This is a genomic window from Enterobacter sp. BWH52 (genome assembly GCF_001037565.1).
In the GTDB taxonomy this organism is placed as follows: Bacteria; Pseudomonadota; Gammaproteobacteria; order Enterobacterales; family Enterobacteriaceae; genus Enterobacter; species Enterobacter hormaechei_C.
Genome location: NZ_KQ089854.1, coordinates 1,761,142 through 1,784,295, shown reverse-complemented (window position 1 = coordinate 1,784,295; position 23,154 = coordinate 1,761,142). Strand labels below are relative to the sequence as shown.

Sequence of the window (23,154 nt, the reverse complement as noted above, 5' to 3'; positions counted from 1 at the left end):
AATCACTTCCTCTGAAAACGCTTAGTTCGCCTGCTAATTCATCACATTGTTCTATCCTTAATAGGGTTTTCAGGAACGAACAAAGGAGAATCGTGCAATGTCGAACAATGATAAACCCCATCAATCCCCTATTCATGGCACCGAAGAATCTCAACCGGGAATGGACTCACTCGCCCCTGCGGATGGCTCTCATAAACCGTCGCCGGGCCTCTCCGCGCCGGGCGAGCAACCTACTGCACCGGGAAGCATGAAGTCACCCGATGCGGACAACGAAAAGTTAAAATCTCTCGACCCGCACCGTAAAGGGGGTGAAGGCTATGCGCTGACCACCAATCAGGGCGTGCGCATCGCCGATGATCAGAACTCCTTGCGCGCCGGAACGCGCGGCCCGACGCTGCTGGAAGATTTCATCCTGCGGGAAAAAATCACCCATTTCGACCATGAGCGTATTCCTGAACGTATCGTTCACGCTCGGGGCTCTGCGGCGCACGGCTATTTCCAGCCGTACAAGAGCCTGAAGGAGATCACGAAGGCGGATTTCCTTTCCGATCCGAACAAAATTACACCGGTATTTGTGCGCTTCTCTACCGTACAGGGCGGCGCGGGTTCGGCCGACACGGTGCGTGATATCCGCGGCTTCGCCACCAAATTCTATACCGAAGAGGGCATTTTCGACCTCGTCGGGAATAACACCCCGGTTTTCTTCATTCAGGATGCGCATAAATTCCCTGACTTTGTCCATGCGGTAAAACCAGAGCCACACTGGGCCATACCGCAGGGACAAAGTGCGCATGACACCTTCTGGGACTACGTCTCCCTGCAACCGGAAACCCTTCACAACGTGATGTGGGCGATGTCTGACCGGGGGATCCCACGCAGCTATCGCACCATGGAAGGCTTTGGTATTCATACCTTCCGTCTGATTAACGCTGAAGGTAAAGCGACGTTTGTGCGTTTCCACTGGAAACCGGTCGCGGGGAAAGCGTCCCTGGTGTGGGATGAAGCACAGAAGCTGACCGGGCGCGATCCGGACTTCCACCGTCGCGAACTGTGGGAATCCATTGAAGCCGGTGATTTCCCGGAATACGAGCTGGGGTTACAGCTGATCCCGGAAGAGGACGAGTTCAAATTCGACTTCGACCTGCTCGACCCGACCAAGCTTATTCCCGAAGAGCTGGTGCCGGTTCAGCTGGTGGGCAAAATGGTGCTTAATCGCAACCCGGATAACTTCTTCGCGGAGAATGAGCAGGCTGCGTTCCACCCGGGCCATATTGTGCCGGGGCTGGATTTCACCAACGATCCGCTGCTCCAGGGCCGTCTGTTCTCTTATACCGATACGCAGATCAGCCGTCTCGGCGGACCGAACTTCCACGAAATTCCTATCAACCGTCCGACCTGCCCGTACCATAACTTCCAGCGTGACGGGATGCATCGCCAGGATATCGATACCAACCCGGCGAACTACGAGCCAAACTCCATTAACGATAACTGGCCGCGTGAAACCCCGCCGGGGCCAAAACGTGGCGGATTCGAGTCGTATCAGGAGCGCGTGGACGGAACAAAAATTCGCGAGCGCAGCCCGTCATTCGGCGAATATTACGCTCAGCCTCGCCTGTTCTGGAACAGCCAGACCCCGATTGAACAGCAGCACATTATCGGCGGTTTCAGCTTTGAGCTGAGCAAAGTGGTGCGTACCTACATTCGCGAGCGCGTGGTCGACCATCTGGCGCATATTGATATCCAGCTTGCTCAGGGCGTGGCGAATAATCTCGGCATCACGCTCACCGATGAGCAATGCCATGCCGCACCGCCAAAAGACGTGAACGGGCTGAAGAAGGATCCGTCCCTGAGCCTGTACGCGGTACCTGGCGGGTCAATTAAAGGCCGCGTAGTGGCTATTCTGCTGAACGATAAACCGCGCGCCAGCGACGTACTGGGGATCATGCGGGCGCTCAAAACCCAGGGCGTACATGCCAAACTGCTTTACTCTCGCATGGGTGAAGTGACGGCCGATGATGGCTCCGTCCTGCCGATTGCCGCGACCTTCGCCGGAGCACCGTCGCTGACGGTTGATGCGGTGATTATGCCGTGCGGCGACGTTGAGAGCCTGCTCGGTAACGGTGATGCCGCCTATTATCTGCTGGAAGCCTATAAGCACCTGAAGCCAATCGCTCTGGCAGGCGATGCGCGGAAGTTTAAAACTCTGCTGAAGGTACCGGATCAAGGGGAAGAAGGCATTGTCGAAGGTGATAACGTCGATGATGCGTTTATGACCCGATTGTTTGACCTGCTCGCCGCGCACCGCGTGTGGTCGCGCAGCAGTAAGATTGACCAGATACCGGCGTAAAAAACCTGAAGCCCTCACCCCGGCCCTCTCCCCTGGGAGAGGGAGAAAACAATAAAAACGGTAACCAAAAGGTTACCGTTTTGCTTTTACCTCGCCACCGGGCTTTGCCTCAAAGATCCCTGAACGTCCCCAGACGATACCCACGCTCGGCAATCGCATACTTTAACGACGCCGATGTCAGCACATCCAGTTCTGCCAGACGCGGCCAGCAGTAGGCGCTCTTACGTACTATCTCATCGACAAACGCCGGGTGCGCCATTACCTCAAGCGAGCGCTCCCCTTTTGCGGTGGAGTCATCCAGCACCTTCAGGAACAGCGCTTCATCGATCTCGTCGCCATAAAATGCGCTGCTGAACCCCTCCGTTGACGTCACCGCGACGTCCGGCAACCCGCGCACCTCACGATCCACGCGCATCGCCACGCCTTTACGTTGCGCAAACTCTGCCACAAGCGGGAAAATCGCCGGGATCATATGCACATGATGATGGCTGTCAATATGGGTAGGTTCGCGGCCAAACACATCCACAAAGCGGTTAAACTGGCACTCCAGCTCGCGGGCAATCTCATCGAGCGGCAGAGCGTCCTGCTCCGCCATTTCCCAAATCCATTTCCCCAGTTTTCCCTCGCGCGTCAGACCCGGCATCGGTGAAAGGGGCAACCCAAGCGTCAGCACAAAATGCATGCCCACGCCCAGCTCGGGCAGCTCACGGCTTAACTGCGCCGCATGTTCCACCGCCTCACCGTTGATGAGCGCTGTTGTAGAGGTCACGACGCCCCGGCGACAGGCTTCAATAATGCCGTAGTTCTGCCCTTTTGACAGGCCAAAATCATCGGCATTGACGATCAGCAGGTTTTCCATCGCGCCTCCTCTTAACGGTGTGTGAGTTTCAGTTTCTCAACCGTTGCAGCAAAGTTTGGCAGCCATTTTTCATGCGCCAGGATCATCTCACTCGCGAGTTTTTCAGCGTCACGGTCAGAATGCACCAGCGGGCTGAGATTCAGCGCCAGCAGCACTTCATTCAGTTCGCCGCTCAGGGCAGCATTGCTCGCCGCCACTTCAAAGCCTTTGATGGTGTGAATCAGCCCCATCACCTTATCGTCGAAGTGGGTAATGCGGGGATGCGGTTTTGCACCCTCGCGTCCAAGGATGCAGGTCATCTCAACGGCCCAGTCTGCCGGGATATTGTCGATGTGCCCGTGATGGGGAACGTTCACATAGTGCTCGGCCTGCTTGTCATTGTAAATGGCGTTAATCACTTCACACGCCGCATCCGAATAGTATGCCCCGCCGCGCTGCTCCAGCTCTTTCGGTTTGACGTTCAGGTTCGGATCTTTATACAAATCAAACAGCTGCTTCTCTACTTTCTGCACAACCTGAGCGCGTGCGCCACCTTTGTAGTATTCGCCCATTTCAATGGCCAGCATCTCTTTCTGCTTGAAGTAGTAAAGCAGATACGAGCACGGCAGCAGATTCAGGGAGCGGATCAGCCCTTCGCTGAACGGCAGATCGAAGATGTTTTTCACCGAGGCCGCAGTCAGGCGACCAGAGGCGACGCCGTCGAGCAGTTCCGCAAAGCGCGATTGCCCGTTCACAATCACATCTTTGATAAAGACCATGTGATTCAGGCCGAACAGGTCAATGGACAGATCATCGTGCTCGGTCAGTTCCAGTACATCGCGGATGAACATCTTCATGCCAATCGGAATATTGCAGACGCCGATAAAGCGTTTGAAACCGGTATGGCGATAGACTGCCTCGGTGACCATCCCGGCCGGGTTGGTAAAGTTAATCACCCAGGCGTTCGGGCAGATCTCCTCCACGTCTTTAATGATGTCAAAAATGACCGGAATAGTACGCAGGCCTTTAAACAGGCCACCTGCCCCGTTGGTTTCCTGGCCCAGATAACCGTGGCTCAGCGGAATGCGCTCGTCCAGCTCACGCGCCTTCAGCTGGCCGACGCGCAGCTGCGTGGTCACGAAGTCAGCATCTTTCAGTGCCAGGCGACGATCCAGCGTTTTATGCACGGTTAAGGGCACGCCCGCTTTTTCAACCATGCGTTTGCACAGTTCAAAAATAATATTCAGCTTCTCCTGACCTTCTTCAACATCCACCAGCCATAATTCGCTGACCGGTAATTCATGATACCGTTTCAGGAAACCTTCAAGTAATTCCGGGGTATAGCTGCTGCCGCCACCAATGGTTACGACTTTTAATTTCTGTTGCATAATATCTCCCTTAGCGTATCAGGTTAATCGCCTGCAAGGTATAGCGTGCTCTTCCCGCTATTTGGGCAAGCCATTACGTCACTGTTCCTGGCGGATAAACCGCCGAAAGTTAATTAATTACCGTTAAATTTTTGCGGTAACTGTTCGGTGTGAATGAAGTCAATTTTTTAAAGGTTTTAATAAACAGACTGGGACTGCTGTAACCCGATTCGTAAGCGATATCGGTGACAGAGTAATTAGTAATTTCCAGCTGTTTTTTGGCAAAGTTAATGCGGATTTCATTAATAATTTGCACAGGCGTTTTACGGTAATAACGCTGCGTGGCGCGCGTCAAATATTCCTGCGATTTACCCGACAGCGCCACCATATTCTCCAGGGCGTTATCGCTGAACTGTCCTTTGTCGTGCATCAGCTCCACGGTACTACGCAGCCACTGAGGAATATCATCCACCACCTGCTGTTCTTCACGGTGATGGCGGAGGCGATTCATGACGTAGAACGTCACGGTTTCAATAAATTCATCAAATTCATTGTCGCGGAAATTCAGCGAGGCGATAACCGTTTCAATCCAGGTCATAAACTCATTTTTAACGCGATACACCTGTGACGCCACAAAGCAGAACGGCACCAGCGGCAGATAATGCTTCTCGAAGAAACGCCTGCTCACGCCTACGTTCAGAATGCGCGTCGCACCAAACTCATAAAAGCTCTGGTGATAAGATCCCATCGGCAGGAAGACGAAATCGCCACGCTCAAGCAGGACGCGCTTACCGTTGATCTCCTGATAGTAGCGGCCGGTCAGAACAATCGTGAACTCGTAGTAGTCATGCTGGTGCAGACCGCTGGCGCTCTCCGTTTTGTTGTAAATCACCACGTGAAAATTCTTGCCATTAAACAGCTGCTGCTCATGTGCGGTTTTGATTTCCATCGTGCTGACCTCCTGCTACTTCATCCTGACTTATTGCATCTTCTCGTGAAGCTCGATGAGCTCCGCTACCAGCTCGCGTGCCAGCATGGAGGTCATCAGATGATCCTGCGCATGTACCAGCACCAGACTCACTTTCATCTTCCCTTCGCCCTGGTCGCTTTCGATAAGCTTCGTCTGCACCAGATGCGCTTCGTTTAACGCCGTACGGGACTGCTCCATCATGGTTTTCGCGGCAACGAAGTCGCCCTGCTTAGCCTGCTTAAGCGCCGCATACGCCAGGCTGCGTGCCTGCCCGGAGTTGATGATGAGGCCCATCACCACCTCTTCCAGATCGTTCTCTGCGGTTTCTTCGGCAACGATACTCTCTAAATCTAACATTTTTTAAGCTCCTTTCCGCTGGCGCGGGTTGCCCCGCGCCGTGCAATTTTAGAATTTCAGTGCGAGGGCGATATCCTCTTCGCTCTCTTCTTCATCGATAACCGTTGCGGCCTTGTTCGCAATCGCCACGAACGGCATGTAGAGCAGGGTTGCAATCCCGAGGTTGAATATCGCCAGCAAGAAGGCGGCCACGCTACCATTGGTGTTGAAGAACGCGCCCAGACCAGCCGGCATCGTCCACGGCGCAATGTTGGTCACCGGCGGGATAATGCCCAGGTAGTACGCCGTCAGCGTAATCGCGGCCAGCAGCGGCTGAACCAGGATGAAGGGAATGAACATCACCGGGTTCATGATAATTGGCAGACCAAACAGGATCGGCTCGTTAATCTGGAAGATGCCTGACGGCAGGGCCAGCTTCGCAACCTGACGATGGTCAGCGCGGCGAGAGACAATAAAGACCGCGATGATCAGACCCAACGTCGCCCCGGTACCGCCCAGGAAGATATAGGAGTCAAGCATCGGCTTCGCCCACACATGGAAGGTTTTACCGGCCGCCAGCGCCGCATCGACGGAGCCGTACTGCTGGTAAAGCGCGACGTTTTCCAGTGCCCATGGGGTCATAATACCGCTGTCCAGCGCCGCCAGTGCCAGTGAACCATGCACGCCGAAGAACCACAGCAGGGAGGTAAAGATGACATACGCCCAACCGACCACGCTACCCATCGACGCCAGCGGCGTTGAGATAGAGTCCATAATGATCTGGTGGAAGTTAGTTCCCCAGTGAGAGAGCGCCCAGGCAATAATCCCCATGATGGAGAGAATAATGAAGCCCGGAATCAACGCGGAAAATGAACGAGAAACAGAGGCCGGAACGCTATCCGGCAAGCGGATAACCCAGTTACGGCGAATAATGAAGGTGAACATTTCGGCCACCACCAGCCCGATAATAATACCGGAAATGATGTTTGCCCCACCCAGCCAGTTGGCGCCAACGGCATAAGCGTCGCCCACGCTGTACGGTGTGACGGTCATGAACGCGGCAATGGACAGTAAGCCTGCCGCCAGCGGATCCACTTTACGCTCTTCCGCCAGCGCCATTCCAATAAAGAAAGGCGCCATTAGCGACATAATACCCAACGTACCGTTGTATACATTGCCGCCAATGGCTTTTAAACTATTAAGGGTGTCAATAGTTGAAGCATCTAACCTAATTCCTAATGAATAAAAAAAGGAACCTTCTCCAAAGCTCAGAAAAACGTTGTTAATTAAAACGAACATTGCCCCGGCTAATGTCAACGGCATTAATTTAATAAAGCCGTTCTTGATGGCATTAACGTGAGGCTGCTTTCCTATTTTAACAGCAAAAGGAAGGAGTACCTTTTCAAGTGAAGCGATGACTTTACTCATAGGAAAATACCCTTAAAGGCCGCAACGATCGTTACGGCAGATTGTGTGTGAAATAACTCTTTGACGGGAAAAATAAAAAATTAATTAGCAGCTTTTTTAATCGCCGCAACGGCAGCTTTTAATACACCTAAACCATCAATCTTGCCGTATAAAACGGAATCGATCACTTCGACCGGCTTATTGGGTAGCAGACGTTGAATTTCTGGCAGCATATAAGCGATTTGCGGCCCGAGTAAAATAACGTCTGCTGTCTGGCCCTTCTCGCCCGCCAGCGTTTCCGGAAACGCCTCAATCACCACAGGGACTTCATATTTTTCGGCCTGCGCGCGCATTTTAGAAACCAGCAGCGAAGTGGACATGCCCGCAGAGCAAAACAGATAGATATGTTTCTTTTCCATGATAACTTCCCTCTTGTTTGGCTACCCGCCGTCTCGCTATCACTCGACTCGCTATCCTGGCTGACGGGCAGTGTGCTGAACATTGTTTATCGTTGAAGTGAGTATACGCAATGGTACAGGGAGGGGATAATTCTGGATAGACTGAAATTGTCTCTCATTGACCTGGCTTGTTGACTACCTTCACATTTCAGGCAAATAATTCGCGCCAAGAAATAAGATTTACGTATGCATAAAAAAACCGGCCTTCCGGCCGGTTTGTTAACGCTCTCAGGCAAGCAGGCTTACTGTGCCTTAGGTGCCTGTGGGTCGGTGTCGTATTCGGCACAGGTCTGGTAACCAGAATTGATCACGTGACCCGTATCATCCAGGGCGACAAAGTAGGTCTCTGCCTTACCATCACGTTGACCCAGAATATAGGTCTGGCAGGTACCACGCGCGTGGATCATAGTAACTTCTGAAGAAGGTTTACCGGCAATGGCTGCAACCTGGGAACGCGTCATGCCTTTTTTGACGTCTTTTACCACTGGCTGTGTGAACTGATCTTTGGTGCGATCGTAAGCTGTACACCCTGCCAGCATAGTCAGTACCGCCGCTGCGCTTAAAATTCCTGCTACGTTCTTGTTCATATTCCGTCCTCTTGTTTATCAGCGTGTTAACTAAGCATGGGATAAAAATTACTATTGTTCAACTTTGCGAGTTACGCCAGACGAATTTCGGAAAATTCTAATAAAACAACGGTAAGCTGCTAAATCGCTGTAAAACAGTACACTCAAAACTGTGATCCTTGTCGTTTCCCCGACAAAGGGTTAGTTTTAACAGATCACACTTTCTGTTTGGTTCTGCATAGGGAGGGCGTAATGGCTCTGCAACAAGAAATTATTCAGGCGCTGGGCGCGAAACCTGCGATTGATGCCAATGAAGAGATCCGTCGTAGCGTTGATTTTTTGAAAGCTTACCTGTCTGCACACCCTTTCCTGAAGACGCTGGTGCTGGGTATCAGCGGCGGTCAGGATTCCACTCTGGCCGGCAAGCTGAGCCAGATGGCCATCTCCGAGCTGCGTGACGAGACCGGTGACACCGCGCTGCAATTTATTGCCGTACGTCTGCCGTATGGCGTGCAGGCTGACGAGCAGGACTGTCAGGATGCGATCGCGTTTATTCAGCCGGACCGTGTTCTTACCGTAAACATCAAAGGTTCGGTACTGGCAAGCGAGCAGGCCTTGCGTGAAGCCGGTATTGAACTGAGCGATTTTGTTCGCGGCAACGAGAAAGCCCGTGAGCGCATGAAAGCGCAGTACAGTATCGCAGGGATGACCAAAGGGGTCGTCGTCGGCACCGACCACGCCGCGGAAGCCATCACCGGCTTCTTCACCAAATACGGCGATGGCGGCACGGATATCAACCCCCTCTTCCGCCTGAACAAGCGTCAGGGCAAGCAGCTGCTGGCGGCGCTGGGCTGCCCGGAGCACCTGTATAAGAAGGCGCCAACGGCGGACCTGGAGGACGATCGCCCTTCCCTGCCGGATGAAGCCGCGCTGGGCGTCACATATGACAACATTGATGATTATCTGGAAGGCAAAACGCTCGACGAAGGTACCGCCAAAATTATCGAAGGCTGGTATCTGAAAACCGAGCACAAGCGCCGTCCGCCGATTACGGTGTTTGATGATTTCTGGAAAAAGTAAAAGCAAAACGGTAACTCAGTTTTACAGGCCGGGTAAGGCGTAACCGCCACCCGGCTCTTTTTTAACCACCGAACACCTGCTACACTGTATGCCTGAACAGTATATGGAGCAGTATGTGAGCAGGCGTCAATCCGCCCCGCGTCTTGAGTTTGAAGCGGCGGCTATCTACGAATATCCCGAGCATCTTCGCCCCTGGCTTGAGGCTCTGCCTAAACAGCCTGGCGTCTATTTCTTCCACGGCGACAGCGATACCATGCCGCTCTATATCGGCAAAAGCGTGAATATCCGCAGCCGGGTGATGTCGCACCTGCGTACGCCGGATGAAGCATCGATGCTCAGGCAGTCCCGGCGGATCACCTGGATCGAGACGGCAGGCGAACTGGGCGCGCTTCTGCTCGAAGCCCGGCTCATCAAGGAACAGCAGCCGCTGTTTAACAAACGCCTGCGCCGCAACCGCCAGCTGTGTTCCTTGCAGGTTAACGCAGGAAAACCGCAGGTTGTTTATGCCCGGGAAGTGGATTTTTCGCATGAACCCAATCTTTACGGTCTGTTTGCCAACAAACGTGCCGCACTGCAAACCCTGCAATCCCTGGCTGATGAATTACAGCTTTGTTACGGCCTGTTAGGACTGGAAGCCACCACCCGCGGTCGCGCCTGTTTCCGCTCCGCGCTGAAACGCTGCGCCGGGGCGTGTTGTGGAAAAGAGAGCGTTGAAGAACATCATGCCCGGTTTATGGCGGGCCTGGCCTCTATCAGCGTTAACTGCTGGCCGTGGGAAGGCGCGGTGGCGCTGAAAGAAACCCGCGATGCGATGACGCATTATCACATCATCCGCAACTGGCTCTGGCTTGGCGCCGTTGAAAGCCTGGATGACGCTACCGCCCTGCTGCGCACCCCTGCCGGGTTCGATCAGGATGGTTACAAAATTCTCTGTAAGCCATTATTAACCGGAAAATATGAGATCATCGTCCTCAGTGACCCGGCAGCCAGGTAATTTCACTGAACAGCAGCGACCCCTTCGTTTCCAGTAAACGTAGGGTATGACTGCCCGCTTCCCAGCTGGCACCCTGATCGGCGGTCAGTAATTTGTCGCCCAGTTGCCAGGCGCCACTTAAGACAAAGACCACCCCACCGCGTGACGCGAAGGTAGTGAACGTTCGGGTAGCAACGCGCACCTTTGCCTGGCAGCAATCCCGTCGGGTCATGATGTTGAAGTCCATCGACATCTGCCCCTCTGTGAGCACGGCTTTCACCGCCAGATCGCCCGCAAATCGGTAAGGCTGGTGATGCTTCAGGGTATGACAAAACGCCCTGCCTGCATCCAGGGTCACCTCGCCGCCTTCCAGCAACGTAATCACCCGGTCAACGCCCGGGAACGCGGAGAATTCGCCGTTACTGGCGATGGAGGCAATACTGGCCCGCCAGAAAAAATCCCGCGTCGCGGGAGGAAAACAGCAAATCTCACGCGTCTCACCCGCACCATTACGCCAGAGACTGACCGGCATTTTACGGATATCAAAGAATTCCATGACCACTCCTGAAGGACGCACCGTGCGCCAGGGCATTTTCACAGACGTATTATCGGCAGCAGTCAGGCCAGACCTTAGGCATGGGATAAAAGAAAAACCGCCGGTCCTGTCCACAGCGTTTTCGCTTTTGTAGACAGGAGCCCGGCGGTCTTAAGAGAGTGAACCGATTATTCGGTTGGTGCAGGCATTTTACCTTCCGGCGCTGCACGTTCTGTCAGACGCTTCTCAAAATTGGCATTAAATTGCTTTTTCTGTTCCGGCGTCAGAATGTTGTAAATCTTGTTCTGGGTTTCCATGTGGGCCAGCATGCGTGCTTTATGCTGCTCGGCCATTTTGTCGATCTGCGCTTCCGCTTTTGCTTTATCGAAGCTGTCGCTGGCAATGATGTCATGCATTGCGCGGCGCTCTTCCAGCGGAGGACGTTTCATCTGGTCACGCTGGCTTTTCATGATGTCGCGGATCTGCTGCTTCTGCGCATCGGTGAGGTTCAGATCTTTAAACATCATCATCTCATGGTGCATACCCGGCTTGCCTTTATGATGCATCATCATTTTGCCTTCCGTCGGCGCGGCGGTAGTGGTCGCGGTATCGGCGGCGAACGCCATGCTGGTAGCGCCCAGAGCCAGGGTAGAGGCAACAAACAGTGCAGTTAATTTACGCATAATGTCTTTCCTTACTTTCAGTTATTCTTCGGCGCTATGCCGTGTTGACGAGATTAACTTTACGGCGTTTATCGTCAATTAGTCAGAGCAACGGTAAAACAATGAAAGTGTAAAAAACAACTTTTCGCCAATTGTGGAGAAATTAAGGAAAAAGCGTGGAGAGATGAAACAAAAATATTCAACAGGATGATTTTAAAGAGATTATGGAGAAGTATAGCGAAGTGCCGTTTAATAATAAAGCAATTCTCCAGGAATATTCCGCAAACAATACCAGAGCGCTTTTAACGCTAAGAAATTTATTCTTCATTTCCCCTCCGGTCTGCGCGAGGGGAGACGTTCAGGGCATTTTTTCCAGCATCAGACCTGCTCGCAAACCAAACGCGACCGACGGATTAGGAAATAAAACATATTCCGTGGATTTCTGTACCGCATAGCGCGTCTCACCATCTTCCGCCAGCAGGACGCCCTGGCGAAACGGCGTAAAGTTCAGCGTATGGGGTGCCATATGAAGCTGGAAAGCCTCGCTTTGACGCGTGATCTGCTGCACGACCCGATAGCGCACGACGGGTTCCCGGGTGGGTTCCGGCGCAACCCCGGCGAGCAACGCCCGGAGCGCCTGATGCGTAGGGGTAAAACGCGTCAGGTCGTTTTGCCCGAACGGCAGCGCTTTTCCGAGCTCCAGGGTGCAGGATAACGCGCCAACATTTTCGCAGGTGAAGTGGGTAAAAGTGCCGCCTGGCGTCTGGTGGAAAACCAGTGCCTCCAGCCCCGCATCGCCAAGCCAGGTCAGAAACGCCTCATCCCACGGCTGATGACGCTGCGGTAACACGCCAAAACGCACATGGTACGAGGCGCGAATGGCCGTATGCAGATCGAGGTGCCAGCGCGTTTCCCCCGCCCCGGCAAAAAACGCCGTGACCACCTTCTCCAGCCATTGCGCGCGAGTCGTCTCATCACTCTGTGGAAACTGCGCCCAGCGACCACCAAACATGCGGTTGATGTCGCTCACGAGGTACCGTTTATTTTGCGCCAGCGCAGGCGGATTTCCCAGTACCACCAGCAGACGGCAGTGCAGCGTGATCTCTGCGCGATACAGCGCGCGCAGCAATAGTTCGACAATCTCCACGGGCGCGGTTTCGTTTCCGTGAATGCCGGTAGAAAGCAGCAGCGACAGGTTATATTTCCCCGTCGGCGTCAGTTCAAGCACGCCCGGCCCCAGCCATCGCCAGTGGAACGAAGGGCCTGCCCCCTCTTGCCGCTCCGGTGTATCTTCGGCCAGCGTCAGCGCCAGTAAGTTTTCCATATCGTCTCCTTAGCGCTGGAACGGATAAACCGATCCCAGTTGCAGGATGGTTGATAATGCATCCAGCGCTTCGCGGCCTTCGCGCAGCAGCTGCGGATCAACCAGATCGGCCTGAACCAGACGGTCGCGATAATAGCGGTCCACCCAGTCATTGAGGGTATTGAACAGCGTGTCGTTCATCATCACCGCCGGATTCACGGCCTGCAATTCCTCCGGCGTTAACACCACGCGTAGTCGCAGGCACGCCGGTCCCCCGCCGTTGGCCATACTTTCCCGAAGATCAAACACGCGCAGTTCATCAATCGGGTTATCCGCCTGCACCAGCTCGCTGAGATAGCGCCAGACGCCCTGATGGTTTCGGGACTCCTGCGGCAGCACCAGCATCATGCTGCCGTCATCCCGGCTCAGCAGCTGGCTGTTGAACAGATACGTTTCGACCGCGTCCTGCACGCTTACCGCCTGCGTGGGCACCTGAATCGGCATAAATCCCGGCACGCGTTCGCGCAGCGTGGCCAGCAACTTTTCCTGATGGGCAAACGCCTGCTCGTGGCAGAACAGTACCTGACGGTTGGAAACGGCAATGACGTCGTTATGAAACACGCCCTGGTCGATCACCTGCGGATTTTGCTGGGCAAAAATCACCTGAGAAGGATTAACCTGGTTCAGCCGCGCAACCGCCTGGCTTGCGGCTAAGGTTTGTCTCGCCGGATAACGAACCGGCGCGGCGTGGCCGCCCTCTTCCCGTCCATAGATAAACAGCTGCAAACCCGGCTCGCCATAGTCGCCGCCCAGACGGTTGTGGTTTGCCGCCCCTTCATCGCCAAACATCGCGACCTGCGGCAGCGCCGAATGTACCTCGAAATGCGCATCATGATTAAAAATGGCGCGCAGCACGCGCCCGGTGGTCTCCGCTTCGCTGGCGCGGTGGAATTTGTTGTTCAGGTTAGCAACGGTCAGATGCACTTTGCCGTCCAGCGTATCCGCCGACGGCGCAACGGTGGCGGCATTCGCCACCCACATCGAGGAGGCTGAACTGGCTGCGGAAAGCAGGTGTGGCGTCTGCGTGCCTGCTTTTTCCACCACCTGTTCATCCGTACCGCTGAACCCCAGCTGGCGCAGCACGGCCACGTTTGGGCGCTCCTGCGGCGGGATCACCGCCTGCGGGAAACCGGCATCGGACAGCGCCTTCATTTTCAATAGCCCCTGCTTCGCCGCCAGCTTCGGGTTCGAGACCTGGAAACGGTGCTTCGTCGAGGCTTCATTACCGAACGACAGCCCGGCATAGTGGTGCGTCAGCCCCACGAGGCCGTCAAAGTTAACCTCACGCGCTTTCATGGGCGTCACCCTCAGTAAAATCCAGCCCCGGATTCAACGTCTCCGGCAGCGTCAGCGCCGGGGTTTCCAGGCTTGCCATCGGCCACGCGCAGTAATCGGCGGCATACCAGGCGCTGGCGCGATGGTTGCCCGACGCCCCTACGCCACCAAACGGCGCAGTGCTCGCCGCACCGGTCAGCGGTTTGTTCCAGTTCACGATCCCGGCGCGCGCTTCCAGCAGCAGCTGGTCGAATTTCTCGCGATGCGGCGATATCAGGCCACTCGACAGGCCGTAGCGGGTATTGTTGGCCATCTCGATCGCCGACTCAAAATCGTCATAGCGCCAGACGCACAGCAGCGGGCCAAAGACCTCTTCATCCGGCACGTTGCTCGTCGCACTCATCTCAATAATCCCCGGCGTCAGCAGCGACGTGCCCGGCTGAACCAGCTTCGGCTCCAGCAGGGTTTTCGCCCCGCGCGCCACGTGCTCCTGCCACGCTTTCAGTACGTTCAGCGCCGCCTGCCCGGAGATCAGCCCGCCGATAAACGGCTGCGGCTCGGCATCCCATTTCGCGGGAGCCAGACGCGCGCTCACCTCCACCAGACGCTTCAGGAACGCATCCCCCTGCGCGCCGCGCTTAACCAGCAGGCGGCGGGCGCATGTGCAGCGCTGTCCGGCGGTAATGAACGCCGACTGAATGGTCAAGTGGACCGCGGCATCGATATCCTCCGGATCTTCCACAATCAGTGGGTTGTTGCCGCCCATCTCCAGCGCCAGAATTTTTTCCGGTTGCCCCGCCAGCTGACAATGCAGCTGATAGCCCGTTCCGGCACTGCCGGTAAACAGCAGACCGTCAATGTCACTCAGCGCACTCAGCGCCTGACCGGTTTCACGCCCGCCCTGCACCAGATTCAGCACCCCCGGCGGCAGCCCCGCCTGCTCCCAGAGTTTTACCACTGCTTCTCCGGTTAAGGGGGTTAACTCACTCGGCTTGAAGATGACGGTATTCCCCGCCAGCAGCGCAGGCACAATGTGCCCGTTCGGCAGATGCCCGGGGAAGTTATACGGGCCAAACACCGCCAGTACCCCGTGCGGACGGTGGCGCAGCGTGGCCGCGCCGTCTGGCATCTCGGTATGCTGCTCGCCGGTGCGGGTATGGTACGCCTTCACCGATATCGCAATTTTGTTGATCATCGCCGTGACTTCGGTTGTTGCCTCCCAGCGCGGCTTACTGGTTTCGCAGGCAATGATGCGGGTTAGCTCGGCTTTATTGGCCTCCAGCAGCGCAGCAAATTTCTCAACCAACGCCTGGCGCTCGGAGAATGGCCGTTTCGCCCACGCCGGAAACGCGCGGCGTGCAGCCTGACAGGCCTGCTCAACCTGCCCGGCGCTTGCGTCGTTCCCAGACCAGAGCACCTCCTGGCCGACCGGGTTAGTTTTTGTCCGCGCGTCACCTTCGCCCGTAACCCAGTCACCGTTAATCCATAGAGTCATGCTGTTTTCTCCTCAGGGCAGAGCCGCACCAGGCGAACCGTGTTGCCAGCGTTACATTTCAGGGCATCCAGTTGCGCAGCCGTCAGTACCAGACGCTCGCATGATGGGTTGGTTCGCACCAGCATGGCGCGGAAGTTGGTGTAATTCTCGTTCGAGACCAGGCAGGCTGGCCACTCGCCCGGCGCGGGCTGGCCTTCTGAAACCTCAACCAGGCGGCTTTTACGGATGGCGCGAACGCGGTCAATGTCGCATTCCAGCGTCGGGCCGCCGTCGAAGATGTCGACGTAGTTACGGTAGCGAAATCCCTCTTTCTCCAGCACCGCGCGGGCCGGGGCGGTTTGCGGGTGAACTTCGCCGATCACCGCCTGCGCTTCTGGCGTTAGGAAATGGGTATAAATAGGATGCTTCGGCATCAACTCGGCGATAAACGCCTTCTGACCGGTGCCGCACAGGTAATCCGCCCGGCTAAATTCCATGGAGAAGAAGCGTTCGCCCAGACTCTCCCAGAACGGCGAGTAGCCCGTCTCATCAATCACGCCGCGCATCTCCGCGACCACTTTTTCGTTGAAGCGGTCGCGAAAGGCGGCCATAAACATAAAGCGCGATTTGGAGAGCAGATAACCGTTGCCCTCTTTGCGCCAGTCCGGATCGAGAAACAGGGTGCAGAGTTCGCTGGCGCCGGTATGGTCATTACAGAGGAAGAGCGTCGGCAGCGCGTTGTAAACGTTCAGCTCTTTCGAAGCGTGGACCATCGTGCCGACGCGGTAGTTGTACCACGGATCATTAAGCCCGACGGCCACCTCGATAGCGCAAATCCCCGCCACGGTCCCCGTGTCGGTATCTTCCAGCACGAACACATAGCCCTGTTCGCTTTTTGGCAACGTCCCCTGCCAGGTTTGCAGGGCGCGCTCAATGCGCGCCGACAGCGTTTTTTCATCGGCAGGCAGCGAGGTCAGCCCGCCCCCTGTCTTACCGGCAAGCTGCATAAGCCCGGCGAGATCGCCGTGCGCAACGGGACGGATGACCATCATGATGACACCCCGGACTTCACCTGTTCGCAGGCCAGCGCAAAACGATCTAAGCCAGTTCTGACCTCTTCCTCGCTGACGATCAGCGCAGGGGCAAAGCGCACCACGTTAGCACCGGCAATCAGCACCATTACGCCCTGCTTTGCCGCTTCCTGTGAAATCAGCTTCGCTTTGCCGGCAAACTCAGGGGCAAGCTCACAGCCTATTAACAGCCCCAGACCGCGGATCTCTTTGAACAGGCCAGTTTTGCTGTTAATGGCCGTGAGTCGCTCAACAAACCACTGGTGACGCTGCTTCACGCCGTTCAGCACCTCAGGGGTGTTGATGATATCCAGCACCTGTCCGGCGACAGCGGTTGCCAGCGGGTTGCCGCCGTATGTGGTGCCATGAGTGCCCACGGTCATCACGCTGGCGAATTTTTCGGTGGTCAGCATCGCCCCCACCGGGAAACCGCCGCCGAGCGCTTTGGCTGTTGAGAGCACATCCGGGGTCACGCCATAGTGCATGTAGGCATACAGCTCACCCGTGCGGCCCACGCCGGTCTGGACTTCGTCAAAAATCAGGACCGCGTTATGCCGATCGCACAGCTCGCGCAGCCCTTGCAGGAACGCTTTCTGGGCGGGCATGACGCCGCCTTCCCCCTGCATGGGCTCGACAATCACCGCACAGGTGGTGTCGTCAATCAGCTCGCTGGCAGAGTGTAAATCGTTATACGCCGCATGACGGATATCCGGCGGCAGCGGCGCAAAATCCTGAGAATATGAGGGCTGACCGCCCGCACTGACGGTAAACAGTGTGCGGCCATGGAAAGCATTTTTAAAGGCTACGATGCCGCTCTTATGCGCGCCGAATTTATCGTGCGCATATTTGCGCGCCAGCTTCAGCGCCGCTTCGTTCGCTTCCGCGCCGGAGTTACAGAAAAAGACTTTTTCTGCGAAGGTGGCGTCGATCAGCTTCTTCGCCAGACGCAATGCCGGTTCGTTGGTATAACCGTTGCCGGTATGCCAGAATTTCGCCGCCTGGTCATTCAGCGCCTGCCGCAACGCCGGGTTTGCATGCCCCAGCGCATTCACCGCAATCCCACCTGCAAAGTCGATATACTCTTTGCCCTGCTGATCCCACAGGCGAGAGCCTTCCCCACGTACCGGAATAAAAGCCGCCGGAGCGTATACCGGCATCATCCATTCATCGAAATTTTCACGCGTAACTGACAGAGACATAGCGACCTCATCCGGTAAATAAAAGGTTGTTTAAATGTTAAATAATTGAGTGTTTGCACTGTGAATGTAGATTGCAGCGTTCGTGCCAGCCAGCGATAAAAATGCATAAATGGGTTTGGGTAACAGAATATCAATGAGTTACAATATGGAGTTATTCACTTATAATGCATAAATAGTGAATATTTTTACGACAAGCGGCGCTTTGCCGCATGAAAACAAGAAAGAGTATGCAGAGGCCAAATATAATTCTGGAATTGTGATCGCTCGCGAAATTTATCGGTCGTTTACGCCCTGTTCGAGGGCAAAACGCGCCGAAATGGTGCAAATATTGCACCGTTGGCATTATCTGTCGCAGTAATTGGGCGAAGCGGATAACAGACGACGTAAATTCTGCTACCATCCTTGCACTATTCACCTTGCATTGGCAGCGACTATGAAATTTGTCTCTTTTAATATCAACGGCCTGCGTGCCCGCCCTCACCAGCTTGAAGCGATTGTTGAGCAACATCAGCCAGATGTGATCGGCTTGCAGGAGACAAAAGTTCACGACGATATGTTCCCGCTCGAAGAGGTAGCGAAGCTGGGCTATAACGTTTTTTACCACGGTCAGAAAGGCCACTACGGCGTTGCGCTGCTGACCAAAGATACGCCGGTGTCGGTGCGCCGTGGTTTCCCGGGTGACGGTGAAGAGGCGCAGCGCCGCATCATCATGGCGGAAATTCCTTCCGCACTCGGCAATGTGACCGTCATCAACGGCTATTTCCCGCAGGGTGAAAGCCGCGATCATGAAACCAAATTCCCGGCCAAAGCGAAGTTTTATCAGGATCTGCAAAACTACCTGACAACCGAACTCAAAAAAGAAAACCCGGTGCTTATCATGGGCGACATGAATATCAGCCCGACGGATCTGGATATCGGTATTGGCGAAGAGAACCGTAAGCGCTGGCTGCGCACCGGCAAATGCTCTTTCCTGCCGGAGGAGCGCGAGTGGATGGAGCGCCTGCTGGGTTGGGGGCTGGTGGATACTTTCCGCACGGCTAACCCGGAAACGCAGGACCGTTTCTCGTGGTTTGACTACCGCTCTAAAGGCTTCGATGACAACCGGGGCCTGCGTATTGATCTGCTGCTGGCGAGCGCCCCCCTGGCCGAACGCTGCATCGAAACCGGTATCGACTATGACATCCGCAGCATGGAAAAGCCGTCCGACCATGCGCCGGTATGGGCAACGTTCAAGCTGTAAACTTCAGTGAATATTAAAAAAATCAGTCTCCTGTGCGCCCTTCTGGGCGCATTTGTTTTAATTGTTGTTTTGCTTCCACCGGGCATGCTCTCCCTCGACACGCTAAAAATACACCAGCAAACGTTGCTCGCTCGTGTGGAGCAAGCGCCCCTTCAGAGCGCGCTGTTCTATTTTGCGGTTTACGTTCTGCTCTCCGCGCTATCGATCCCCGGAGCCGCGCTTCTGACGCTGCTCGGCGGGGCGCTTTTCAGCCTGTGGGAGGCGACGCTGTTGGTGTCATTTGCCTCGACGCTCGGCGCCACGCTTGCCATGCTCGTCAGCCGTTATCTGCTGCGCGACTGGGTGCAGCGGCGCTTTGCCGCACAGATGAATACGATCGATGCGGGGATGGATCGCGACGGCGCACGCTACCTTTTTGCCCTGCGCCTGATGCCGTTGTTCCCGTTCTTTCTGGTCAATTTGCTGATGGGGCTAACCCGTCTCAGGGTGCGTCACTACTGGTGGGTCAGCCAGCTTGCGATGCTACCTGCCACCGTCATTTATCTGAACGCCGGACGCGAGCTGGGGAAACTCACCTCGCTGCGCGATATTCTGTCGCCGGGACTGCTGTTCGCCTTTACACTGTTAGGGTTATTACCGCTGGTCACTCGCTGGCTGTTTTCCCGTTACATCCCTTCGATTAAAAAGTGAGGCATTATGCGCCGGGTGCGTTTTTGCGCGTTTCTGACGAGTCTGCTGCTGGCAACCTCTGCCTTCGCCGCTGAGAGCTGGCAATCCATTCAGCAACAGGCCACCGGGCAGACCGTCTGGTTTAACGCCTGGGGCGGTGACGAGGCCGTTAACCGCTACCTCGACTGGGTAAGCGGCGAGATGAAAACGCACTACGCCATCAACCTGAAGATCGTTCATCTGGCCGATGCCGCCGACGCGGTGAAGCGGATCCAGACGGAACATGCCGCAGGACGTAGCAGTAACGGGTCGGTGGATCTGCTCTGGGTAAACGGGGAAAACTTCCGCAACCTGAAAGCGGCAAACCTGCTGCTCACCGGCTGGGCGCAAACCCTGCCCAACTGGCGCTACGTCGATACCCGTAAACCGGTAACGGAAGATTTTGCCATCCCGACCGATGGGGCAGAATCCCCGTGGGGCGGCGCGCAATTAACCTTTATCGCCCGTAAAGCGAGTACGCCGACACCACCGGCAGATCCCCACGCGCTGCTGGTATACGCCCGACAGCACCCTGGCAAGGTGAGCTATCCGCGACCGCCGGATTTTACCGGCACGGCGTTTCTGGAACAGCTACTGCTGGCGCTGACCGCCCATCCGGAGGCGCTAAAAAACGCGCCAGACAGTACCTTTGCGCAGGTCACCGCGCCGCTGTGGGATTACCTTGATACGCTGCACCCCCTGCTGTGGCGCGAAGGAAACGATTTTCCTCCGTCGCCTGCGCGCATGGATACGCTGCTGGCCAGCGGCAGTCTGAACCTGTCGCTCACCTTTAACCCCGCCCATGCGATGCAAAAGGTGGCGAGCGGTGAACTGCCTGCCGACAGCTACAGTTTCGGCTTTCTCAAAGGCATGATCGGCAACGTCCATTTTGTCGCCATCCCGGCAAACGCCAGCGCGAGCGCAGGTGCGAAAGTGGTGGCGAATTTCCTGCTGTCACCACAGGCGCAGATCCGCAAAGCTAATCCTGCCGTCTGGGGTGACCCGAGCGTGCTGGATGGCGAAAAACTGCCTGCGAAAGCGGCAAAACAGCTTCGCGCCTTTACCCCCTCAGGCACGCCTGATGTGCTTCCCGAACCGCACGCCGCCTGGGTTAACGCCCTGGAGCAGGAATGGCTTCGCCGCTACGGAACCCGCTAAGCGGGCTGGTCTGGGCGGCAATGGCGGTCATCTATCTGCCCCTGCTTCCCGCCAGCGGCATGCTGCTGGCCCCGGCGTTTTCTCCCGGCAACTGGGCGACGCTGTTTGCCGACCCGCAGCTGCCGCAGGCGCTGGCCGCCACGCTGGTGTCAGCGCTTATCGCGACGCTGGGCTCACTGTTTATCGCCCTGACCCTGCTTGCGCTTCTCTGGCCGGGTGAAGGCTGGCAGCGCCTGAGCACCCGTTTGCCGTGGCTGTTAGCCGTGCCGCACGTCGCCTTCGCCACCAGCGCGCTGCTGCTGTTTGCGGAAGGGGGGCAGTTTTACCGGATCTGTACAGTCTGTTCGCCGCAGCTTGACCGCTACGGTATCGGGCTTGGCCTGACGCTCGCGGTCAAAGAGAGCGCGTTCGTTCTGTGGACAATCTACGCCGCGCTGCCTGAAAAGCGCCTCGTACAGCAGAAAATTGTCCTGCATACCTTCGGCTACGGACGAATGCAGGCGCTCAACTGGCTCATCCTCCCGGCAATCGCCCCCGCGCTGGGCGCCGTGATGCTGGCGGTGCTCGCCTGGTCGCTTTCCGTGGTGGATGTGGCGATCGTGCTCGGGCCGGGCAACCCGCCTACGCTGGCGGTGCTGGCCTGGCAGTGGCTCACCCAGGGCGATGCGCAGCAGCAAACCAAGGGAACGCTGCTGTGTCTGGTGTTGCTCCTGCTGCTGGCGGCGCTTGCCGCGGTGGGATACGGCTTCTGGACGGCATGGCGGCGCGCCCAGCCTGCCCCCTCCGGGGTACGTCGCGCTTCGCATAGCGCGCTGCCCGCACGGACGCTGGGCGGGTTACTGCCGCTGTGCGGCGTGCTCTGTGCGCTGGTTCTGCTGATGCTGGCACGCCGGGACGACATCGGCCCCGTCAGCGACAGCCTTTCACTGGGACTGCTGTCCAGCCTGACAGCGCTGGCCATCCTCATGATCTGGCTTGAGTGGGGACCCCAGCGCGGCGCGGTGTGGATCTGGCTGCCGCTTGCCCTCCCGGCGCTGCCCCTCGTGTCCGGGCAGTATGCCGTGGCGCTGTGGCTGGGCATCGACGGCCAGTACGCTGCGGTGCTCTGGAGCCATATGCTCTGGGTCCTCCCGTGGATGCTCCTGGTGCTGCAACCGGCCTGGCGCCGGCTCGATCCCCGGCTTATCCTCACTGCCAGAACGCTGGGCTGGCGGCGAGCGAAAATTTTCTGGCTAGTGAAATGCCCATTGATGGTTCGTCCGGCCCTGCTGGCCTTTGCCACCGGCTTTTCCGTGAGCATGGCCCAGTACATGCCTACCCTCTGGCTGGGGGCGGGACGTTTCACCACCCTGACGACGGAGGCGGTCGCCCTCAGCAGCGGCGGCAGCATTCCGATCCTCGCCAGCCGGGCGCTGGGTCTGTTGTTGTTGACCAGCAGCGTATTTGCCCTTGCCGCGCTGCTCTCCCGGCTCGTGGGCCGTCACAGACAAGGATTACGTTAATGCTAACCGTGAAAAATCTCACCATTGCGCCGCTCTTACATGAGGTCAACTTCCGCGTCCCGGCGGGGGAGATCGTCACGCTGATGGGGCCCTCCGGGAGTGGGAAATCGACCCTTTTCGCCTGGATGGTGGGGGCGTTATCCGCTGATTTTAAGGCGCACGGCGAGCTGTGGCTGAACGATCGTCGCTGCGATATGCTCCCCGTGGAAACGCGCGGGATCGGCATTCTGTTTCAGGATGCCCTGCTGTTTGACGCCTTCAGCGTGGGGCAAAACCTGATGCTGGCGCTGCCGGCGCACATCGTCGGGCGCGCCCGCCGCAACGCGGTCGAGCAGGCCCTGGAGACTGCCGGGCTGGCAAACCACTACACCAGCGATCCGGCGACCCTTTCCGGCGGCGAGCGCGCCAGGGTCAGCCTGTTGCGCGCCCTTCTCGCCCAGCCGCAGGCATTGCTGCTCGACGAGCCGTTCAGTCGACTGGATAAAACGCTGCGCGCCTCATTCCGGGCGTGGGTATTCGAGGTCACTCGCCAGCGCAGGATCCCGGTGGTGCTGGTCACGCATGATGAGGACGATATTCCGCCCGGCGGCGAGGTGATTGAGATGTCTCGCTGGCAATAATGTGCT

Annotated in this window: 22 protein-coding genes; 8 read left to right on the top strand and 14 right to left on the bottom strand. The window is 56.6% G+C overall.

Annotated elements, in window-relative coordinates; all coding sequences use genetic code 11:
- Positions 1–97: 97 nt before the first annotated feature.
- Positions 98–2,347, top strand: coding sequence for a catalase HPII (katE, locus tag SK47_RS08460; protein WP_022650896.1), 2,250 nt, complete (start codon positions 98–100; stop codon positions 2,345–2,347).
- A 109-nt stretch (positions 2,348–2,456) separates the two neighbouring features.
- On the opposite strand, the gene chbG is transcribed toward katE, so the two are convergent.
- The 7 genes from chbG to osmE form a co-directional block, all read right to left on the bottom strand.
- Entirely contained in the window at positions 2,457–3,206 is a 750-nt protein-coding gene (chbG, locus tag SK47_RS08455; protein WP_048243893.1) for a chitin disaccharide deacetylase, read from the bottom strand.
- Positions 3,207–3,217: 11 nt separating this feature from the next.
- Positions 3,218–4,573, bottom strand: coding sequence for a 6-phospho-beta-glucosidase (locus SK47_RS08450; RefSeq protein WP_048243890.1), 1,356 nt, complete (start codon positions 4,571–4,573; stop codon positions 3,218–3,220).
- 109 nt (positions 4,574–4,682) lie between these two features.
- Positions 4,683–5,501, bottom strand: a complete 819-nt coding sequence (gene chbR / locus SK47_RS08445) for a transcriptional regulator ChbR (protein WP_017384663.1) — start codon at positions 5,499–5,501, stop codon at positions 4,683–4,685.
- 30 nt (positions 5,502–5,531) lie between these two features.
- A complete protein-coding gene (gene chbA / locus SK47_RS08440; protein WP_003857835.1) occupies positions 5,532–5,879 on the bottom strand; it encodes a PTS N,N'-diacetylchitobiose transporter subunit IIA in 348 nt (115 codons plus the stop codon).
- Positions 5,880–5,927: 48 nt separating this feature from the next.
- Complete coding sequence (chbC, locus tag SK47_RS08435) at positions 5,928–7,286, bottom strand: PTS N,N'-diacetylchitobiose transporter subunit IIC (RefSeq protein ID WP_023315923.1); 1,359 nt, start codon at positions 7,284–7,286, stop codon at positions 5,928–5,930.
- Positions 7,287–7,366: 80 nt separating this feature from the next.
- Positions 7,367–7,684, bottom strand: a complete 318-nt coding sequence (chbB, locus tag SK47_RS08430; protein WP_015570750.1) for a PTS N,N'-diacetylchitobiose transporter subunit IIB — start codon at positions 7,682–7,684, stop codon at positions 7,367–7,369.
- A gap of 281 nt (positions 7,685–7,965) precedes the next feature.
- Entirely contained in the window at positions 7,966–8,310 is a 345-nt protein-coding gene (osmE, locus tag SK47_RS08425; protein ID WP_003857836.1) for an osmotically-inducible lipoprotein OsmE, read from the bottom strand.
- 231 nt (positions 8,311–8,541) lie between these two features.
- Here osmE and nadE point away from each other — a divergent pair, with 231 nt between their 5' ends.
- Both nadE and cho read left to right on the top strand, forming a co-directional pair.
- The gene (nadE, locus tag SK47_RS08420; RefSeq protein ID WP_003857837.1) at positions 8,542–9,369 is read left to right on the top strand and encodes an ammonia-dependent NAD(+) synthetase; all 828 of its coding nucleotides are present in this window, start codon (positions 8,542–8,544) and stop codon (positions 9,367–9,369) included.
- Between the two features lie 115 nt (positions 9,370–9,484).
- Complete coding sequence (gene cho, locus SK47_RS08415) at positions 9,485–10,363, top strand: excinuclease Cho (protein WP_072139661.1); 879 nt, start codon at positions 9,485–9,487, stop codon at positions 10,361–10,363.
- On the opposite strand, the gene ves is transcribed toward cho, so the two are convergent.
- The 7 genes from ves to SK47_RS08380 all read right to left on the bottom strand — a co-directional run bounded on the left by ves (position 10,341) and on the right by SK47_RS08380 (position 17,920).
- Positions 10,341–10,898 (bottom strand): environmental stress-induced protein Ves, encoded by a 558-nt coding sequence (ves, locus tag SK47_RS08410; protein WP_022650891.1) that lies wholly within the window; start codon positions 10,896–10,898, stop codon positions 10,341–10,343. The two genes, cho and ves, sit on opposite strands and share 23 nt — an antisense overlap.
- 167 nt (positions 10,899–11,065) lie before the next feature.
- Positions 11,066–11,560, bottom strand: a complete 495-nt coding sequence (gene spy / locus SK47_RS08405) for an ATP-independent periplasmic protein-refolding chaperone Spy (protein WP_015570753.1) — start codon at positions 11,558–11,560, stop codon at positions 11,066–11,068.
- A 337-nt stretch (positions 11,561–11,897) separates the two neighbouring features.
- Positions 11,898–12,863, bottom strand: a complete 966-nt coding sequence (gene astE, locus SK47_RS08400) for a succinylglutamate desuccinylase (protein ID WP_047653632.1) — start codon at positions 12,861–12,863, stop codon at positions 11,898–11,900.
- Positions 12,864–12,872: 9 nt separating this feature from the next.
- Positions 12,873–14,198, bottom strand: a complete 1,326-nt coding sequence (gene astB, locus SK47_RS08395; protein ID WP_045897545.1) for an N-succinylarginine dihydrolase — start codon at positions 14,196–14,198, stop codon at positions 12,873–12,875.
- Positions 14,185–15,672: a succinylglutamate-semialdehyde dehydrogenase gene (astD, locus tag SK47_RS08390; protein WP_048243888.1), complete on the bottom strand. Its 1,488-nt coding sequence runs from the start codon at positions 15,670–15,672 to the stop codon at positions 14,185–14,187. The genes astB and astD overlap by 14 nt, the downstream gene beginning before the upstream one ends.
- Positions 15,669–16,703, bottom strand: coding sequence for an arginine N-succinyltransferase (gene astA, locus SK47_RS08385; RefSeq protein WP_048243885.1), 1,035 nt, complete (start codon positions 16,701–16,703; stop codon positions 15,669–15,671). The genes astD and astA overlap by 4 nt, the downstream gene beginning before the upstream one ends.
- Positions 16,700–17,920 (bottom strand): succinylornithine/acetylornithine transaminase, encoded by a 1,221-nt coding sequence (locus SK47_RS08380; RefSeq protein ID WP_022650886.1) that lies wholly within the window; start codon positions 17,918–17,920, stop codon positions 16,700–16,702. Before SK47_RS08380 ends, astA begins: the two co-directional genes overlap by 4 nt.
- A 433-nt stretch (positions 17,921–18,353) precedes the next feature.
- Here SK47_RS08380 and xthA point away from each other — a divergent pair, with 433 nt between their 5' ends.
- The 5 genes from xthA to SK47_RS08355 are packed head-to-tail and all read left to right on the top strand — an operon-like array spanning position 18,354 to position 23,148.
- Positions 18,354–19,160, top strand: a complete 807-nt coding sequence (gene xthA / locus SK47_RS08375; RefSeq protein WP_022650885.1) for an exodeoxyribonuclease III — start codon at positions 18,354–18,356, stop codon at positions 19,158–19,160.
- A 6-nt stretch (positions 19,161–19,166) separates the two neighbouring features.
- Entirely contained in the window at positions 19,167–19,850 is a 684-nt protein-coding gene (locus SK47_RS08370; protein WP_032645828.1) for a TVP38/TMEM64 family protein, read from the top strand.
- A 6-nt stretch (positions 19,851–19,856) separates the two neighbouring features.
- Positions 19,857–21,026: an ABC transporter substrate-binding protein gene (locus tag SK47_RS08365; RefSeq protein ID WP_072134609.1), complete on the top strand. Its 1,170-nt coding sequence runs from the start codon at positions 19,857–19,859 to the stop codon at positions 21,024–21,026.
- Positions 20,999–22,528, top strand: a complete 1,530-nt coding sequence (locus SK47_RS08360; RefSeq protein ID WP_048243882.1) for an ABC transporter permease family protein — start codon at positions 20,999–21,001, stop codon at positions 22,526–22,528. Before SK47_RS08365 ends, SK47_RS08360 begins: the two co-directional genes overlap by 28 nt.
- Positions 22,528–23,148, top strand: a complete 621-nt coding sequence (locus SK47_RS08355; protein ID WP_048243880.1) for an ATP-binding cassette domain-containing protein — start codon at positions 22,528–22,530, stop codon at positions 23,146–23,148. The genes SK47_RS08360 and SK47_RS08355 overlap by 1 nt, the downstream gene beginning before the upstream one ends.
- Positions 23,149–23,154: the final 6 nt, after the last annotated feature.